The sequence below is a fragment of the Aquicoccus sp. SU-CL01552 genome, assembly GCF_040365005.1.
In the GTDB taxonomy this organism is placed as follows: domain Bacteria; phylum Pseudomonadota; class Alphaproteobacteria; order Rhodobacterales; family Rhodobacteraceae; genus Antarcticimicrobium.
In genome coordinates, this window is the sequence record NZ_BAABWV010000015.1 from 127,457 (window position 1) to 145,919 (window position 18,463).

Here is an 18,463-nt window from a genome sequence, read left to right on the forward strand (position 1 = left end):
GGATAGTTGTGAGTTCGAAGAAGCACTGGTCGCCGGGCAGCGATGTTGCAGTTCAAAGCGTTGAACGAAGTGAATCCGGCGGGTGGATTGTATCTGGCGTCTTGGCACCCAACGGCATTTGCCCAGACTGTGGATTGCATTCACGCCGACGTCATGGCTGGCGGCGTCGGTGGCTGCAGGATTATCCCGCGCATGGAGACGCGGTAACGGTTGATCTCGCAGTTTGCCGTTGGCGATGTTTGGCGCCTGCTTGCCCGCGCCGGACTTTCTCGGACCAGATCAGCTCGATTGCGCGTCCATTTGCACGTCGTACTTCGCGTGTAGGGGAGATTGTCGGCCATCTTGGGCATGCGATAGGCGGACGGCCTGCGGAGCGGTTGTTGCATCGTTTGGGCCTTGGGGTCAGCGATGACACGGTGCTCAGGCAGCTGAAAAGGTGTGCTCAAGGCACCACCGAGGCGCCGACAATCATCGGGATCGACGATTGGAGCTGGCGGAAATCGCAAACCTACGGCACGATCATCGTGGATCTGGAGCGTCGCGTGGTCATCGACATCCTCGAGGATCGAGATGTCGTCACCTGCACCAACTGGCTAAAGCGACACCCCGAGGTGGAAGTGATCAGCAGAGATCGGTGCGGTCTCTACGCCAAGGCTGCCCGGCAAGGGGCACCGCAGGCAAAGCAGGTCGCCGACCGGTTCCATATCGTGCATAACCTGCGGCAGGCCATCGAGGAGCAGATGAACCTTCACGGCCGTGCCACCGGCAGGGCGCTGCTGTCCGACGCCGACAACATCACCGCAGCCGGAAGCCTTCTGAAGTCCCGCCTTGCGCACAGGACGTCCCGGGAAGAGATTTTCACCACCATCCATGCGCTCCGAAATCAGGGACTTTCCTGCAGCGAGATCGGGCGGCGAACAGGGTTTCCGCGTCGCAGCATCGCGAAATGGCTGCAGTTCGAAACACCACCGGACCGCAGGCGGGCCGCTTTGAAGCCGAGTTCGCCATGGTATTTTGAAGAGTTCCTGAGCCAAAGCTGGAAGGAGGGCATTCGAACTGGCAGCGCCCTTTTCAGTCTGATCCAAGAGCGTGGTTACGAGGGGAGCCAGTCGCATTTGCAGCGGCTGCTGGCGGGTTGGCGCAGAGCCGAACAGCAAGCGAGCGATCCCAAGGTAGAACACAAGATCCTGGAGCCGGTTCGGGACCCGGAAACGGGGCACGCGATCTCCCCGGTCATCGCGGCCGCGCTGTGCATCAAACCGCGCGGCAAGCTCACCTCGGATCAGGCGCGTAAAGTCGATGCTCTCAAGACCCGCTCTCCCGCCTTCGTATCGATGCGCAGCCTCGCCATGCGGTTCAACGGTATCATGCGTGGGCGCGACGCAGGCCCGCTCCCTGCATGGATCGACGACGCAATCGAAACCGAGTTGGTGCCGATCGTGCGCTTTGCCCGCACATTGAACCGGGACTTCGATGCGGTCAAAAACGCGATTGAGATGCCTTGGAGCAACGGCCAGGCGGAAGGTCAGATCAACCGCCTGAAAACCCTCAAACGCGCCATGTACGGTCGGGCCGGCCCAGAATTGTTGCGGGCAAGAATGCTACCGTTTGACCACACAAAGTGAGGCAGAGCCGAATTAAGGGCCACGCGACATCTGCCTATATGCCCGGTACACCGCAGTCATTCGCATCCAGTTCAAGAACCGGATCATTCGGGCCGCATTCTTCACCACTGACAGAGTAGTGCCCGGGTTCGGTGCATCCGGCGACTGCAAGTGCCAAAGCTACCAGCGTGATCTGTGTTAGTGTTTTCATGGCTTTACCTTTCTCTGGTTGGTTGCCGTTTTGAAATTTTCGAAATCCGCCTTCGCTCGGAGCGCCCATTGGAGTTCCGGACCTTGTTCTCCGGATCAGTCAGGTGGATTTAGTGAACTGTGGCCATGGTCACCCTGAAACGCTTGAGTGCGATGAAGAAGAAGACGGCGCCGAGCGCGACCATGACCGCCATGTCGGGCCAAACGATGTCCAGTCCCGCTCCGCGATAGAGAATGGCTTGCGAAAACGCCACGAAATGTGTCGACGGTGACAACTGCATGACGTTCTGAAGCCAGACCGGCATGCTCTCCATCGGCGTCGTGCTGCCGGACAGGAGATTCATGATCACGAGAACCGGGAGCGACAACAGACCGAATTGCGGCATCGACGTGGTGAAGGTGGCCAGCAGGATACCGAGCCCCGTGACCGAGGCAAGATAAAGCACCGCCCCGGATACGAAGAGCGGGATCGACCCCGCGATCGGAACCTCCAGCACGGTCTGCACGACGATCCAGAGCGACAGGATGGCAGCGACAACGATCGCAAGGCCATTGGCCCATATCTTGGCGACCATGATCTCGGACGGGGTGACCGGCATCACCAGCAAATGTTCGATCGTGCCGTGTTCGCGCTCGCGGATCAGCGCGGCGCCGGTCAAAAGCACGGACAGGATGGTGATGTTGTTGATGATCTGCATCACGGATGAAAACCAGACGGAATTCAGGTTCGGATTGAACTTTGTCCTGACGACCAGGTCGATCGGCAGTGTCGTTGCGGTGTCGTCGCCGGAAACGAACTTGACGACTTCGGCGCGGATAATCTGCTGAAGGAACACCGAACCGTTACCGGCCTGCGCCATTGCGGTGGCATCGACGTTAAGCTGCACCTGAGGCTTGAGGCCGTTCAGAACGTCAGCCTCGAAACTGGGCGGAAAGGAAAGGACAAACACGAACTTGCCGCTGTTCATCACGCTTTCGATCTCGTCGGCCGAGATCTCCTGTGGCGGATTGAATTCGGGTGGTAGGATCGCGCCCAAAATGCGCCCCGTCAGTGCCGAACGGTCCTGGTCCACATAGGCGACGGAGGCGTTCGAGACCTCAAGCTTGGCGCCGGTCGCCACCGAATAGACGGCGAAGCTGAACACATAGACGATCAGCAGAATCAGCACGGGATCGGCGCGTAGGCTGTTGAGTTCCTTGAGGCCAAGCCGAAAGACATTGGTAAGCCATTGCCACATGTCATGCCTCCTGCTTGTTCAAGGCAAGGACTGACACCGCGATGAACAACGCCACAAAGCCCGCCAGAGCGGCGTGGTTGAGCCAGAGCTCCGGCAATCCGAGGCCTTTGGTGAAGGTGCCGACGCTGATCTGCTGATACCAGGACGATGGGAAGGCCAGCCCGATCAACCGGCCGCCGCCCGAAAGCGAGGACACCGGCACCAGTAGGCCCGAGAAATTGACGGCCGGAATGATCGAGATAACGGCGGCGGCAAAGGTTGCCGCTACTTGCGTGCGCGTAAATGTCGAGACCAGCACACCAAAGCCCGTTGTCGCCAGCACGTAAAGCAATGTGCCGACAAGGAGCGCCAGGACAGAGCCTTTGACCACTACGCCGAAGACGCCATAGGAGACGATGATCAGCGAGGCAAAGCTGAGCATGGCAATCACGACATACGGCAGCTGTTTGCCCAGAATGAACTCGGTTCGCGTCACCGGCGTCGAGCGGAAATTGGCGATCGAACCGGTTTCCTTTTCCCGCACGACCCCCATCGCCGCCATCATCGCCGGGATCAAAACCAGCATCAGCATGATGACCGAAGGGATCATCGCGAAGACGCTCTTGAACGCTTGATTGTAGCGAAACCGGGTTTCAACAGAGGCTGCGGACGGATCGAAGGCATGGCCATAAAGCCGCTCGATCTGATCGGACATGTAGGATGCTGCGAGCCCTTGCAGATAACCGCGCGTCGTTTCCGCCCGGAACGGCATGGCACCGTCAACGGCAACGCGGACTTCGGGTTGGTCACCGCGCAGCAGGGATTTTCCGAACCCTGGCGGCACCTCGACCGCGACAACAAATTCGGAGGTTTTCATGCGGGCATCAAGCTCGATCACACTGGCCGCTGCCGGCCTTTCAGCGAAGTAGGGTGAGCCGGAGAAGCTCTCCATCAGTTCCCGGCTTTCGGCGCTCTGATCACGATCGAAAACCGCAAAGGGCAGGTCTTGCACGTCGAATGATATCCCGTAGCCGAAAGTGAGCATCAGGATGACCGGGCCCAAAAATGCGAAGGCAAGGCGCATCGGATCACGCAAAATCTCGATCGACTCGCGGCGCGCGAAGGCCCAAAGCCGGGCAATGTCGAAGAGGCGATCTGGTTTTTGCTGCCTTTCCGGCAACTTGGTTGCTGGTCTCTGGGATGCGGTGCCGCCAGCATCGCCTGCCGCTTCGCGCAGATATCCCACAAATGCTTCTTCGAGGTCATCGGTGCCTTTGCTGCGGGCCAGTTCCGCAGGCGTACCGATCGCCAAGACCTTTCCCGCATGCATCAATGAGATGCGATCGCATCGCTCCGCCTCGTTCATGAAATGGGTCGAGACGAAAATTGTCACGCCCTCGTCGCGCGACAGTTTGATCAGATGCTGCCAAAACCCGTCCCGCGCGACCGGATCGACGCCCGAGGTAGGTTCGTCCAAGATCAAAACCTCCGGCGCGTGGATCACCGCGACGGCAAGCTGAAGGCGCTGACGGATGCCCAGCGGCAGGCCGTCCGGCCGTTTGTCCGCGTCCTCGGCCAGATCGAAATCATGCAGCATCTGTGCGACCCGCTCTGCGCGGGTCTCGATCGGCAACTGGTAGAGCCGTGCATGAAGCTCAAGGTTCTGGCGGACGGTCAATTCACCATAGAGCGAAAAGGCCTGCGACATGTAGCCGACCCGCTGCCGGGTCGCCATGTCGTCCGGATTCAGCGCCTCACCGAACAGAAGCGCCTTGCCTTCGCTGGCCTTCTGTAGTCCGGTCAGCATCTTCATGGTGGTGGTCTTGCCGCAGCCGTTGGAGCCGAGGAATCCGAAGATCTCACCCGGCTCGATCTGGAATTCGACGTGATCGACCGCGGTGAAATCGCCGAAGTGGCAGGTCAGGCCTTTCGCCTCGATGGCAGGTGGGCCGCTGACAGGTTGGCGCGGCGGTACTTCGACTATGCGGTGGCCCTGCCGGTCCGCCTCGGGCAGCATAGCGATGAAGGCCTTTTCCAGTGTCGGTTGCCCGGCAGCGTTTCGGATCTCGGTCGGCAATCCCGTCGAGATCACCTCTCCCGCATTCATTGCTGCAAGCCAGTCAAAGCGCTCCGCCTCTTCCATATATGCGGTGGCCACGATCACGCTCATCGCCGGGCGTTCTTCGCGGATATGGTCGATCAGATCCCAGAACTGCTGGCGCGACAGCGGATCGACGCCGGTGGTCGGTTCGTCAAGGATCACCAGGTCTGGATCATGGATCAGGGCCGAGCAGAGCGAGAGTTTCTGCTTCATCCCGCCGGACAGCTTGCCTGCGGGCCGGTCCGGGAATGGGTCAAGCCCGGTGGCAGCCAACAAATTGGTGATGCGGGTGCGGCGTTCGGCTTCCGACTGGCCAAAGAGTCTGCCGAAAAAATCCAGGTTTTCATAGACCGAAAGCGTCGGGTAAAGGTTCCGGCCCAGACCCTGCGGCATGTAGGCGATGCGATGGTTACAAGCCCTGAGATGGTCACGCGCGGTGATGTCGCCGCCCAGCACGGTCGCGCCGCCGGTTTGCAGTTTGCGCACGCCGGCGATCAACGCCAGCAAGGTGGATTTCCCAACCCCGTCCGGGCCGATCAGCCCCGCCATGCAGCCCGCCGGGATATCCAGCGTGACGTCGGACAGGGCCGAAGTTTCGCCATAGCGGTGCGTCACAGATGACAGGCTGGCGACCGGCGGGGGTGTCATTGCGGCAACTTCACCTGAAGGGCATCGGGCCAATCGACGGTATCGTCGACGCGCACATAGCCGACACCCGCCACGCCCGCCTTCGCCTGTTCCTGGTATTCTTCCAACAACTCCGCCGGGATAGTCAGCTTCACTCGGAACATCAACTGGTCGCGTTCATCGGCGGTTTCCACCGATTTCGGGGTGAACTGGGCGGTGCTGGCGACAAAAGTAGCCTGGGCCGGGATCACGTAGTCGGGAATTGGGTCAAGGACAATCCGCGCCTCAGCCCCGATGGCCAGCAGGCCAGCGTCGCGCGCGGGAAGAAAGATCGTCATGTAGATGTCGGTCAGATCAGTCAGCGTCACGACCCTGCCGCCGGCGCCGACGACTTCCCCGGCTTTGGCGAGGGTGTATTGAACTCGCCCATCGTGCGGAGCCACCAGAGCTGCATCGGCCCGGATGCTTTGCAGTCGCTCAACTGTTGCCTCGGCCGACGCAATCGTGGCAGTTGCAAGGTCGATGCCTGCTCGGGCGGCGGCCACTCCGGCATCTGCGGTTGTCAGGGCGGATTTTCTTTGATCGACTAGCTCCTGTGGCGCATGACCCTTTGCCGCAAGTTGCTCGGCGCGGGCAAATTCCGCCTGTGCGAATTCCTGTTCGGACAGGCGTTGGTTCAGCAGGGCCTCGGTTTGCAGTTTCTGCTGCTCTGCCTGGGCGACGGCGGCCTTGGCCTGGCGCAACTGGGCGTCGATCTCGGCGGTGTCCATAATCGCCACCAGATCTCCCGCCTCGACCCACTGGCCCTCGGAAACGCGAACCTCGGCGATACGCCCCGGAAGCTTGGCCGCCACATCGATACGCTCTGCCTCAATCCGCCCGTTCGAGCGGACGATGCCGACCGGGAGCTCTGCGGTTTGGCTGTCCAACCAGAATATGTATGCACCGCCCAAAAGCACGCTGAGGATGACAGCAACTGTGCCATAGCGTTTCCATTGCATTGGTCTTCTCCTCATCTCGGCACCCGTGAAATCAGCAAGGCTTCCTGAACTTAGTCTTGCTGCAACGCCGCGTAAACACATGCTGCATTGCAGTATTTACATGACCGATATGCCAAACTGTCGGATGCGTCGGCAGGGTTTCGTGCCTACCTTGAAACGAACAATCCAGCGTCTAACGCCGATTCAACTTTGGCGATTTGATCGAAATCAATGATCGTTAAACGGGCATCGCTAAACCGGCGCGGACCATACAGAAGGTGCCAAGCGATGGGCCATGCAATACCCAAAGCCGCCAATATGCCCCACGAGATTAGCGCCAAGGCCGGGTCGGGCGGAAAAATACTTGGTTTCTCTGATCCTCTGGATTCGCCGAAACAGGAAGCTGGCAATAAGCCATTTCCGGATACCGATCTGCCTGAGTTTTTGGATCGCGCGCTGAAAGCCCGGATGGGCAAATTTACAATGGGTCTGTCGCCCGCGGCACTCGCCGGTGCCTATCTGGACTGGTTGGCGCATCTGGCAACATCTCCCGGAAAGCAGTTCGAATTGTCGGAGAAGGCGTTTCGAAAGTGGATGCGGCTTGCACGCTATGCGGCGACGTGCGCCGTCAACAGCGATGAAACCGCTCCCTGTATCGAGCCATTGCCGCAAGACCGGAGGTTCCGCGGGGACGCCTGGCAGAAATGGCCTTACAACCTGTTCTACCAGTCCTTCCTTCTCAATCAGCAATGGTGGCACAACGCGACAACAGGCGTACGCGGCGTCACCAGACAACACGAAAACGTCATGGAATTCGCAACCCGGCAGTTCCTCGATGTGTTTTCGCCGTCGAACTATTTTCTGACCAATCCGGAAGTGCAGGAAAAGACCCTGGAGGACGGCGGGCAGAACCTGGTGCGCGGCTTTCAGAACTGGCTCGACGATCTGGACCGCCTGCAAAACGACAAGCCACCAGCCGGGGCCGAAGCCTACCGGCCCGGCCACGAGGTTGCCGTGACGCCCGGCAAAGTGGTCTATCGCAACCATCTGATTGAGCTCATTCAATACACGCCGACCACTGACAAGGTCAGACCGGAACCCATCCTGATCGTACCGGCGTGGATCATGAAATACTACATCCTCGACCTCTCGCCCGAAAACTCGATGGTGAAGTTCCTGGTCGACCAGGGCTATACGGTCTTCATGATCTCATGGCGCAATCCGGGTGCCGAGGATCGCGATCTGGGGCTCGACGACTACCGCAAGATGGGCGTCATGGATGCAATCGGCGCGGTGCAGGGCATTGTGCCGGATCAGAAAATCCACGGCGTCGGCTACTGCCTCGGCGGCACGCTGCTGTCCATCGCCGCCGCCGCCATCGGCCGCGACGGCGGCGATCCGTTCGCATCGCTGAGCTATTTCGCCTCGCAGATCGACTTTACCGAGCCGGGCGAGTTGCAGCTGTTCATCAACGAAAGCCAATTGACCTTCCTCGAAGACATGATGTGGGATCAGGGATATCTCGACACCACGCAGATGTCCGGGGCCTTCCAGATGATCAATTCCGTGGATCTGGTCTGGTCGCGGATCCTTCACAGCTACCTGATGGGCGACGAACCGGCGATGTTCGACCTTCTGGCTTGGAACGCGGACGGCACGCGGATGCCGTTCCGGATGCATTCGGAATACCTCCGGTCGCTCTATCTGAACAACGAGTTGACCGAAGGGCGCTTCGTCGTCGAGGGACGTCCGATTTCGGTGACCGACATCCGGGTTCCGGTGTTTTCCGTCGGCACGGTCAAGGACCACGTGGCGCCCTGGCCATCGGTCTACAAGATGCATCTCTATCTCGATACCGATCTGACTTTCGTGCTGACCAGCGGTGGGCACAATGCCGGCATTGTTTCGGAGCCCGGCCACAAGAACCGCAGCTATCAGATTGCCACGACACGCCATGATGACCGCTATGTCGATCCCGAAAGCTGGGCCGCACAAACACCGAAGAAGGATGGCTCGTGGTGGCTGGAATGGGTGTCCTGGCTTGAAGAACGGTCAGGCAAGCCTGTCCCCCCGCCCGCCATGGGCAATGCCCTGGCCGACGCGCCGGGAACCTACGTTCATCAGAAATAGACACCTGCCGCACAACAAAGAGAAGAACAGAGATGGGCTTGCTTGACGGAAAACGCGGTCTCGTGGTCGGGATCGCAAACGAACATTCGATCGCCAGCGGCTGCGCGCGCGCTTTCCATCGGGAGGGGGCCGAACTTGCAGTTACCTACCTCAATGAAAGGGCGCGACCCTTTGTGCAACCGGTCGCCGAGGCGCTGGACGCTGAAATCTTCATGCCGCTGGATGTCACAGCCGACGCGGACATGGATGCGCTGTTCGAGGCCATTGCCTCCTCTTGGGGGCAGCTTGATTTCGTCCTGCACTCGGTCGCCTATTGTCCGAAGGAAGACCTGCACGGCAATGTTGTCGATTGTTCGCGGGAAGGCTTTGGCGCAGCGATGGACATCTCGGTTCACTCGTTCACACCCGCCGTCTGTCGTCAGGGCGCACGGTATCCGTCCGCGGCGGTTGGGCAGTTCGGGGCGATCGTGAAAGCAAGAGGGGCGCATCGTTCAGGCGGACTTGTCCAATATGCGGGGCGCTGATCGTAAGCGTTGGCATGCCCAGAGGAGGGTGGGTCCATTTTGAGGGTGGCAAAGGCCTGACACGAATTAAGCACCCTTGCCTGCATCTTGGCGAGGGTCTGAGCAGGCGGCGCGACGAGGACACACCGGATCTTTTCGAAAGCCTGCCTTAGCTCGTTGCCGGATCACACAGTGCGATTCTGACCAAAACACTTAGGTCGATGTTCAAACCACGACCCTTTGGCCGCATCGATGAACGTAAGTATTGGCGTCAAGCGCTCCTCCCTCAATGAACCGAGAAGGTCCCTGTCGCTGGATCTGATCACAAAGGTCTAGTCCTTGATCCGCCACATTCTGAATCGCCCTTGTTGCGTCACTTCTCGGATCAGGCCTCGCTCTTCCATCCATGCGAGGTTCCTTTGAACAGCCGCGCGACTTGCGCCTGTTAGGGCCTCCGCCATCGGGGCCGACACCAAAGTCCAATCTGTCAACACAGACCGAAGAGCGGCCGGAGTTCTGCCCGAAAGCTGAGACATGGCTCCTTCCGCCCGAAAACTCCATGTTTGGGTACCATCTAGATGGCGCATCGCCGTTAGAATTGCGCTGTTCATCCCATCCAGCCAGCGGGCCAAACGTTCGGGCGGCAAGCCCGAACCACGCAGCCCCCCTGCCCCGCCCATGGCGAGCGGTGCGAAGATGGCGCCACTTCCATCGCTGGCCGCGATCCGGGACGAGGTGACGGCGGCTTCCATCTGGCCGCCGTGCTGTCCGAGGCCGGCCAGGTTCCAGAGATGAAAGCCCATGCAAGCCCGCGTGATTGGGTGGAGCTCGGCTGCTGCAGCCATTACGTCCAACCATCCGCCCGCGCGATCTTCGAAACGCTCAGCGCTGCCTTCAATGTTCTCGGGATCGCGGCGATCCAGGAAGGCGGCCAAGTCAGCCTTCGGTCCGGGACCGCCTGTCAGACGCCGAACAGCCCATCCAACTCTTGCCAGTGCATTTGGGTCATCCTGTGCACCTGACAGCCGCATCGATATCCAAAGCGCCAGACGATCAGAACTCACCCGATCCCCTGCGAACCAGCTAAGGTCCGCTGCCTCGATAAGAGCGAGGCGATGCCGCCAGCCTTCCGGGCCACGCAGCAGCCTGTCATCCAGAGCACCCAGGCGTCCAGCCACTCTTGCCAGTCGCGCAGCGTGAACGCCTTCTGCCTTTGCCCAGTCTTCGATGACGGCAGAGTCCGGCGGTTCTGCACGCGGCCCGGGAGGCAAATCATCTGGTTCTTCTTCGAATGGTCCCGGCAGAAACCAGAGATCCTCTTCGTGAGCCTCTTCATCCTCCTCGATGGGGATGAGGGGGTCATTGAAATCATCAGTCAAGGCGGATGCTTGGGTCTTCATATGTGCAAAATACTGTTCTTTTGCACATTACCCAAGTGATTTTGTGGCGGTTGCCTTCGCTCTTTATATAGTATGCGCGCGCGACTGCCGGTGAAACCTCTCAGATCGCGTTCAGCGCAAGGAAACCAAGGGTTTTTGGACGAGCGCGACGAGAGAGCACCTACTTGCATTCGTTTACAAACGGTCGTTTATTGGTGATATATGAAACTGCAAACGGCCTGTTTTCATGCCCCTCATAGGCTATGCGCGCGTATCAACCGAGGATCAGACCCCCCTGCCCCAGTCTGAGGCCTTGCAAGCTGCGGGTTGCATAGAAATCTTCGAAGAGCACGCCTCAGGTGGCAATCGTGCGCGGCCGGTGCTTGCGCGCGTGCTGGAGCGTATCAGCAAGGACGACACGCTGGTTGTCGTGCGGATCGACCGCCTCGCGCGGTCTCTGTCGCACCTTCTCGAGGTGATCGAGCGGTTAGAGACGAAGGGTGCCTTCTTCCGCTCGCTCCAGGACCCGATCGACACGTCCTCACCGCAGGGCAAGTTCACGTTGCAGGTTCTGGGCGCTGCGGCTGAGTTCGAACGCGCCCTGATCCGCGAGCGTACCAAAGCCGGACTTGCGTCGGCACGCTCAAAGGGCCGCGTCGGCGGCAACCCAGGTCTTCGCGCCAAGGACCCTGAAGCGCTGCGCAAGGTGCGGCTGGCGCGACAGGACGGCTACATGGAGCGCTTGAACGAAACTGCGCAGGATTGGGTGCCCCATGTGCGCCGTTTGCGCCCCGATATGGCTTGGGAAGACGTGCTGCGGATCATCAATGGCCCCCTGCCCCATGATCGGCGCTGGACGCAAAGCCGCCTGCTCCGCGCCGTGAAGGCATACGTGGCGGACGGATTCCTGCCCGCTGAAGTGCTTGGACGCGCTGGACGTCGCGAAACCGACGATCGCCTGCCTGCGATTGTCGCCGCAATCAAAGGTGCTGACCCCGAGATCACCTTGCAGGCAATCTGCGACCGACTGGAATCCATGCGTGAGCGCACCCCTCGCGGTCGCACCAGCTGGCAGCCTTCCTCAGTCAGAATGCTACTGGAGCGGGCAGAGCGCCTCGGCCTTTTGTAGGCGCTAATGGTCGGTAAACCACTCTGTTCGCTTGGCCCAAATCTTCCAGAATCATCGCCTCAGTTGGACGAAAACTACGCAAATATCCAACATAGCCTTGGGGTTAGTTCGCGCGAGCAGAAAATACCTCGAAGGGTATCGGCTGCGCCAGACACGGTCTTTATCGTTGGTAATCAATGCGTTATCTAGCGCAAGCCCCGCGCGACCAAATTGGTGCTGTGGATAAATTTTCCACTACATCTAGATTCTTCTTGCCGGACTCAGATGTTCGTGGCATTTCCGTTCTGACGGCAAAACGCGTCAGACGCGGCTTCGACCGTCAGAACGACAAAGAGCCTTAGCAAAGGCCATGAGAGGCGGCAGAACATGGATGATCGAAATACGGGCTACGCGCAAGGCATAGGCTCTTCTGACATCGGAGCATTCGCAGACAGTCTTGCTGAGTCGCTTGACCGGCAGATGAAAGTTGCGTTCGAGCCAGAAGAACGCAAGTCCTTGCGCCGCTTCAGCTCGACCGAGGTCGCCGAGTTGCTGCGCGTTAGTACGTCGAACCTGCGCAACCGCCACAAAGATGGCAGCTTCCCAGAAGTTCACACTGACGGTCGCGGTCATAGGTTCTACACAGCCGAAGAAGTTGACGACCTCCGCAACATTTTGGCGCGGACAGGCAAAAATGCTGACGCGTACAGACCTGGCCGCCGAGACGGCGACCGTCTTCAGGTCATTTCGGTCGTGAATTTCAAAGGCGGTAGCTCGAAGACAACAGCGACGATCCATTTGGCACACAGGTATGCCCTGCGTGGCTACCGCGTGCTTGTGCTGGACCTCGACCCACAAGCCAGTTTGACGACATTTTTCGGCTTCCGGCCTGAGCTCGAATTTGCCGAAGGCGGCACAATCTACGACGCATTGAGATACGATGATCAAGTTCCGCTCTCGGAGGTCATCCAGAAAACATACTTCCACAAGCTCGACATGGTCCCGGCCGGCTTGATGTTGTCCGAGTACGAAACCGAGACAGCGAATGCCCTTGCGCGCAGGGTTCAGCCGATTTTCGCAGAGCGTCTTGCTCTGGCGCTAGAGGAAGTCGACTCAGACTATGACATCGTGCTGATTGATTGCCCTCCGCAGTTGGGCTTCCTGACATTGACAGCATTGGCAGCGTCCACGGGCTTACTCGTGACGGTCGTCCCCGGCATGCTCGACATCGCTTCGATGAGCCAGTTCCTCAAACTCGCTTCGGAAACGGTCAAAGCCGTCGAAGAGGCGATTGGACGACATGTCACTTGGGACTTCGTAAAGTTCCTGATCACACGCTACGAGCCGTCGGACGGACCACAAACGCAAATGGCCGGGTACCTGCGCTCAATCCTTGCGGGCCAAGTCATGACTGAACCGATGCTGAAGTCGACAGCCATTTCTGACGCCGGCATGACTCAGCAAACCATCTATGAGGTAGACCCGAGCCAGCTCATTCGGAAGACCATTGATCGGGCTTTGACCAGCGTGAACAGCGTTGCCGATGAGCTGGAGCAGACAATCCAAATGGCATGGGGGCGTCGCTGATGGCTCGAAATATCTTCAACCAGCCACCGAAAGACGAGAAAGAGTCGGCAGCCCCCTCCCCTGCCCCGGTCAAATCCTCGAAGCTACCTGGCTCGGTTGGCGGATTGCGGGATTCTCTCCGGGAAATCACTGCCAACTCAATCCGAGATATCGAACCCGAGCGGATCGATATGGATGGTCTCCGGGATCGCCTGATCCTGGAAGATAGTAGCATTGAAGATCTCGCCGAAAGCATTCGCAAGCATGGTCAGCAAGTGCCGATCATGGTTCGCCCCTCTGACCAACCGGATCGATACCGCATCATCTACGGGCGTCGCAGACTTGCAGCCATTCGAAGAGTTGGTGGAACCGTCAAAGCGATCGTTCGAACGCTCGATGATGATGCTTCTCTGATCGCGCAAGGTCAGGAAAACAACCTGCGGCTGGATCCGTCCTTCATTGAAAAATCTCTTTTTATCAAAGAGATGCAGGAGGCCGGTTACAAGCCTGGCGTCATTCAGGATGCCCTAGGCCTCACCCGGCAAGGTGTGTCGAACCATCGTGTAGTCATCGAGCAGCTGCCTGACGAACTTGTCCGACTTATCGGCCCGGCTCATGGCGTAGGTCGACGGCAATGGGGTGATCTTGCTGCACTTTCAGAGAAGGTTCCGCTTGTCGACATTGCGCGTGAGACACTTGCCTCTCTGCCTGACACCACTCCAAGCTCGGACAAGTTTCAAGCCGTCTATGTTGCTTGCTCCAGCAAGGCGCGTGGCGCAGCCAACCAAAGCGCTCGTGGCCAAACGACCGTGGTAAAGGACATTAGTGGTAGCCCTGTCGGCACACTTTCAGTTGATGGCAAGTCGATCGCTATCAAGATCACCCGCAAGGACAACCCGGAATTCGGCCAATGGCTCGAAGAGCGCGCGGAAACCACGCTGCGACAGCTTTTTGAACAATGGCAGAATGAGAGAGGCTCGGGGAGCTGATCCCCGGTCATAACCAAAAACACGAGCAGAGGAGAAAGGCGAAGACCAAAAAGAAAAGAGCCCCCCAAGGTTTCCCCCGGAGAGCCCTCATCATCTGATTAGCACCTGTGATGTAGCAATCTCCGACATACCGGTCAAGAGTCACCGATTCGGTGGACGTCTTTTTGTTGCCTTTTCTCGCCAAAAACAGCGGGAAGAGCCGGGGAAGCTGTGGGCCGCAACGGTCGTCGTTCAACAAACATGGCATTCACAAAGCTTTCCGTTCAGACCTTTGGCGTCGGCAAGGGCACCCCCGCCACGTCAACACCTGAAACCGACATCTGGGCAGTCTTCCGCGCGCTCAGAGATACTCGCAGCCTGTTCGGTCTCCGTCCAGGACATGTTCAAACGCTCCAAGCGATGCTGAGCTTTCTCAAGCCTGGGCATGGAGACACAGTCTTCGCTTCCAACGACGAGATCTGCCGTCGAGTCGGCGGGATCGATGAACGAACCCTCCGTAGGCACATCGATCGCTTTGTTGAACTCGGTTTCATGAAGCGCCACGACAGCCCAAATCGCAAGAGATACCGAGTGAAGTCCTCCGAAGGTCAGTCCATTAGCTATGGCTTGTCGCTGGCTCCGTTGCTCGCGCGTGCCGGCGAACTACTTGCGACAGCCCAAGCGATGGAAAGCGCTCGTCGGGATCGCGTGTTTTTGCGAAAGCAAATCCTAACCAAACTTGCTCAGATCGACGAAGCTGACCCCGAGAACGAACTCACTCATCAGGTACGCCGAGTTCTTCGGAGGAAGCTCTCGATCGCGGAGTATCGTACTTTGCTCGGCGAGCTGGAGGCTCAATGCAAACAGATGTCCACCGCGGTGGACGCACCAGAAACAATGAAACTGCCCGCCAATGACGGGCAAACTGTCCGCCACCATTCTAAGTCTGAAAAAGAACAAAAAGATTTAGAAAGCGGGACCAACAGCCAAACACCTCCCCTGCAAACGCTCACAACAGTTTGTGACCAGGCTACATCGTTCGCAACGAACTCACTTAGGAACTGGCACGATGTCGAAAGCCACGCGAGAACGCTCGCTCCAATGATGGGAATCCACGAAAGCACCTTCGAAAAGGCTGCTAAGAAGATAGGCTCTCAAAAAGCATCATGCGCCATCTTCATAATTCTCCAGATGAGCAATCGCATCCGAGACTTTGGAGCGTATTTCCACAGCATCACGCTCGGTCGCAGAGAAACTGACTTCAACCCATCACTGTTGTTGGAGAGGCTTTCTCGTTCTGGGACAGCAACTGCGTGATGTCCACCGCGGTGGACATGTCGAGAGGTAGAGATGGGCTGTGAAAGGGGTGACGGGAAGTGAGATCGGGAGAGTGGCTTCCGGCGCCCGTCGTGGAGAAGATCTGATGGCGAAATCTGCCCAGAAAGTCACCCTGTCCCCGTCCCGGGACATTCCCTTCGACAAGCTCGTGCTGAGCCAGTCCAACGTTCGGCGCATCAAGGCCGGCATCTCCATCGAGGAACTGGCCGAAGACATCGCCCGTCGCGGGTTGCTGCAGAGCCTGAGCGTCCGGCCAGTTCTGGCGGATGATGGTTCCGAGACCGGCAAGTTCGAAATCCCCGCTGGCGGCCGACGCTTCCAGGCCCTGTCTCTGCTGGTGAAACAGAAACGCCTGGCCAAGACCACGCCCATTCCCTGCATCGTTCGGGATGCCAATTCCACCATCCTCGCCGAAGACGACTCGCTCGCTGAGAACATGCAGCGCGCTGCCTTGCATCCGCTCGATCAGTTCCGCGCCTTCGTGGCGCTTCGAGAGAAGGGTCAGGGCGATGAAGAGATCGCGGCCGCTTTCTTCGTCACGCCGCAGGTGGTCAAACAGCGCCTGAAACTCGCCGCCGTGGCCCCTGCCCTGCTCGAGCTTTATGCCGAGGACGAGATGACGCTGGAGCAGCTGATGGCCTTCACGGTCAATCCGGATCTCGAGCGTCAGGTTCAGGTCTGGGATGCGATCAAGTCGTCGTGGAACAAGGAGCCCTATCAGATCCGGCGGATGCTGACGGAAACCTCGGTGCGGGCCTCCGATCGTCGTGCCGTCTTTGTCGGCGTCGAGGCCTATGAGGCTGCCGGCGGCACCATGCTGCACGACCTCTTCCAAGGTGATGACGGCGGCTGGCTGGAAGACCCTGCCCTGCTGGATCGTCTGGTCAGCGAGAAGCTTCAGACTGAAGCCGAAGCCATCGCAACTGAGGGCTGGAAGTGGATCGAGGTCTCGCTCGATCTGCCCTATGGCTACAGCCACGGCTTGCGGCGACTCAACGGAGACCCGGCGCCGATGACGGATGACGAAGGCGCGGCCCATGCCAGGCTGCTTGCCGAGTACCGGGCGCTCGAGGAGGAATGCGAGGGCCAGGATGAATTCCCCGATGAGATCGACGCGCGGCTTGGCGAGCTGGAAGTCGCGATGGAGAACCTCGAGGCGCGGCCGCTGATCTTCGACGCGGAGGAGATCGCGCGGGCAGGGGCTTTCGTGACGCTTGATCGCTATGGCGAGCTTGCCGTCTACCGGGGCTTTGTCCGGCCCGAGGATGAGCCTCGGGAAGACGCCGATGTCCACAGCGGTGAACAGGCGGAAGACGGGCAGGGCGCTGAGCTTTCAACGGGGAGCCATGTGGATGGTATCGGCCACGGCACGGTAATTACTTCTGCTGGTCAGGCGCTTGGCGCGAACGTGACCGAAGACGAGGACGATTGCGCGTTGAAACCCTTGCCCGAGCGGCTGGTCATGGAGCTGACGGCGCACCGGACATTGGCACTGCGCGAAGCTGTCGGGCGCTCCCCCGACATCGCACTGACGCTGCTGCTCCTGAAGCTCGTGGGTGACACCTTCCGGACGTCCAGTTCGGCGGGCAGCTGCCTCGAGGCCTCGGTCCGGCACGTCTACATGTCCGCGCAGGCGAGCGATCTGAAGGACAGCGTGGTGGCCAAGCTGGTAGACGATCGTCACGCGGAGTGGGAGGCCGACCTGCCGCTCGGCGACGATGCCGCTCTCTGGGACTACCTGGCTTCCCTCGATCAGGCGAGCCGGCTGTCGCTGCTCGCGCATTGCCTCAGCTTCGGGATCAATGGACCTGTCGCGGTTTGATGCCGCTCCCAGTGCTCGTTTAAGCTACCTTACGTTCGAAGGCGACAGGGCTTTTCCAACCCAATGCTGAGTGGCGGCGACGTGGATTGTAGAACCCGTTTATGTATTCGAAGATCGCCATTTCAGCCTGCCGCCGTGTGTCCCATGACCGTCGCCAGATCAGCTCAGCTTTGATCGTTTTGAAGAACGTCTCAATCGCAGCGTTGTCATAGCAATTGCCTTTTCCACTCATCGATACCTTGAAGCCGTGTTGACGCAGGATCTTCTGATAGTCGTGAGAACAGTATTGCGATCCACGATCCGTGTGATGAATGCAGCCTTTGGGCGGTGACCTGAAGGCGATGGCCATCTTCAGAGCCCTGATCGCCAGATCGCGCTTCATGCGGTTGCTGACAGCCCAGCCGATGACCCGCCTGGAATGTAAGTCCAGGATCACGGCCAGATATAACCAGCCTTCGCGGGTCCAGACATAGCTGATGTCACCGGCCCACTTCTGGTTTGGCGCATCAGCTTTGAAGTCACGATCCAGCAGGTTCGGCGCGATATTGAATTTATGGTCGCTATCTGTCGTGACCTTGTGTTTGCGTGTTCGAACGACCGATATGCCGTTCTGACGCATCAAACGGCCTACGCGGCGGTGTCCCACCTTCAGGCCGATCTCCTTGAGTTCTTCCGTCATGCGTGGCCTACCATAACTGCCCAAACTGAGCCGGGACTGTTCTTTGATGTGCGCCAAGGTGACCAGATCGGACCGCTGCCTGCGACTGGCAGGGCGGTTGCGGAATGCACGTAAACCGCGCGGGCTGACATCCATAACACGGCACATCCGCCCGATGGAAAACACAGATTGGTGCTCTTCGATGAACCTAAACCTCATGGCTTTTGGCTCGCGAAGAACACCGTGGCCTTC

General features: G+C 59.1%; 13 protein-coding genes and 1 pseudogene. 8 read left to right on the forward strand and 6 right to left on the reverse strand.

Annotated features, from left to right (window positions below; all coding sequences use genetic code 11):
- Positions 1-8 precede the first annotated feature (8 nt).
- Positions 9-1,625 (forward strand): ISL3 family transposase, encoded by a 1,617-nt coding sequence (locus ABWV23_RS17010; protein ID WP_442970011.1) that lies wholly within the window; start codon positions 9-11, stop codon positions 1,623-1,625.
- A 34-nt stretch (positions 1,626-1,659) separates the two neighbouring features.
- Here the strand turns inward: ABWV23_RS17010 and ABWV23_RS17015 are convergent, their stop codons facing one another.
- From ABWV23_RS17015 to ABWV23_RS17030, 4 genes are all read right to left on the reverse strand, one after another.
- Complete coding sequence (locus tag ABWV23_RS17015) at positions 1,660-1,884, reverse strand: hypothetical protein (protein WP_105234944.1); 225 nt, start codon at positions 1,882-1,884, stop codon at positions 1,660-1,662.
- 40 nt (positions 1,885-1,924) lie between these two features.
- Positions 1,925-2,983 (reverse strand): ABC transporter permease, encoded by a 1,059-nt coding sequence (locus tag ABWV23_RS17020; protein ID WP_502901666.1) that lies wholly within the window; start codon positions 2,981-2,983, stop codon positions 1,925-1,927.
- Positions 2,984-3,053: 70 nt separating this feature from the next.
- Positions 3,054-5,780 (reverse strand): ribosome-associated ATPase/putative transporter RbbA, encoded by a 2,727-nt coding sequence (rbbA, locus tag ABWV23_RS17025; RefSeq protein ID WP_105234942.1) that lies wholly within the window; start codon positions 5,778-5,780, stop codon positions 3,054-3,056.
- A complete protein-coding gene (locus ABWV23_RS17030) occupies positions 5,777-6,760 on the reverse strand; it encodes an HlyD family secretion protein (protein WP_245918141.1) in 984 nt (327 codons plus the stop codon). The genes rbbA and ABWV23_RS17030 overlap by 4 nt, the downstream gene beginning before the upstream one ends.
- A 297-nt stretch (positions 6,761-7,057) precedes the next feature.
- On the opposite strand from ABWV23_RS17030, the gene ABWV23_RS17035 reads away from it, so the two are divergent.
- Both ABWV23_RS17035 and ABWV23_RS17040 read left to right on the forward strand, forming a co-directional pair.
- Positions 7,058-8,869: a PHA/PHB synthase family protein gene (locus tag ABWV23_RS17035; protein WP_105236338.1), complete on the forward strand. Its 1,812-nt coding sequence runs from the start codon at positions 7,058-7,060 to the stop codon at positions 8,867-8,869.
- 38 nt (positions 8,870-8,907) lie between these two features.
- Positions 8,908-9,270, forward strand: a pseudogene (locus tag ABWV23_RS17040) (SDR family oxidoreductase); the annotation flags it as partial.
- 434 nt (positions 9,271-9,704) lie between these two features.
- On the opposite strand, the gene ABWV23_RS17045 reads toward ABWV23_RS17040, so the two are convergent.
- Positions 9,705-10,772, reverse strand: a complete 1,068-nt coding sequence (locus ABWV23_RS17045) for a hypothetical protein (RefSeq protein WP_272009119.1) — start codon at positions 10,770-10,772, stop codon at positions 9,705-9,707.
- A 226-nt stretch (positions 10,773-10,998) separates the two neighbouring features.
- On the opposite strand from ABWV23_RS17045, the gene ABWV23_RS17050 reads away from it, so the two are divergent.
- The 5 genes from ABWV23_RS17050 (at position 10,999) to ABWV23_RS17070 (ending at position 17,553) form a co-directional block, all read left to right on the forward strand.
- On the forward strand, positions 10,999-11,880 hold the full coding sequence (locus ABWV23_RS17050) for a recombinase family protein (protein WP_353349860.1): 882 nt from the start codon (positions 10,999-11,001) through the stop codon (positions 11,878-11,880).
- 366 nt (positions 11,881-12,246) lie between these two features.
- The gene (gene repA / locus ABWV23_RS17055) at positions 12,247-13,446 is read left to right on the forward strand and encodes a plasmid partitioning protein RepA (RefSeq protein WP_028288490.1); all 1,200 of its coding nucleotides are present in this window, start codon (positions 12,247-12,249) and stop codon (positions 13,444-13,446) included.
- Positions 13,446-14,414 carry a plasmid partitioning protein RepB gene (gene repB, locus ABWV23_RS17060; RefSeq protein ID WP_353349862.1) on the forward strand — a complete coding sequence of 323 codons (969 nt, stop codon included), beginning with the start codon at positions 13,446-13,448 and terminating at the stop codon, positions 14,412-14,414. Before repA ends, repB begins: the two co-directional genes overlap by 1 nt.
- 240 nt (positions 14,415-14,654) lie before the next feature.
- Complete coding sequence (gene repC / locus ABWV23_RS17065; protein WP_353349864.1) at positions 14,655-15,710, forward strand: plasmid replication protein RepC; 1,056 nt, start codon at positions 14,655-14,657, stop codon at positions 15,708-15,710.
- Positions 15,711-15,816: 106 nt separating this feature from the next.
- On the forward strand, positions 15,817-17,553 hold the full coding sequence (locus ABWV23_RS17070) for a ParB/RepB/Spo0J family partition protein (RefSeq protein ID WP_502901667.1): 1,737 nt from the start codon (positions 15,817-15,819) through the stop codon (positions 17,551-17,553).
- Positions 17,554-17,572: 19 nt separating this feature from the next.
- On the opposite strand, the gene ABWV23_RS17075 is transcribed toward ABWV23_RS17070, so the two are convergent.
- On the reverse strand, positions 17,573-18,463 hold an 891-nt coding region (locus ABWV23_RS17075), incomplete at its 5' end, for an IS3 family transposase (RefSeq protein WP_353349866.1).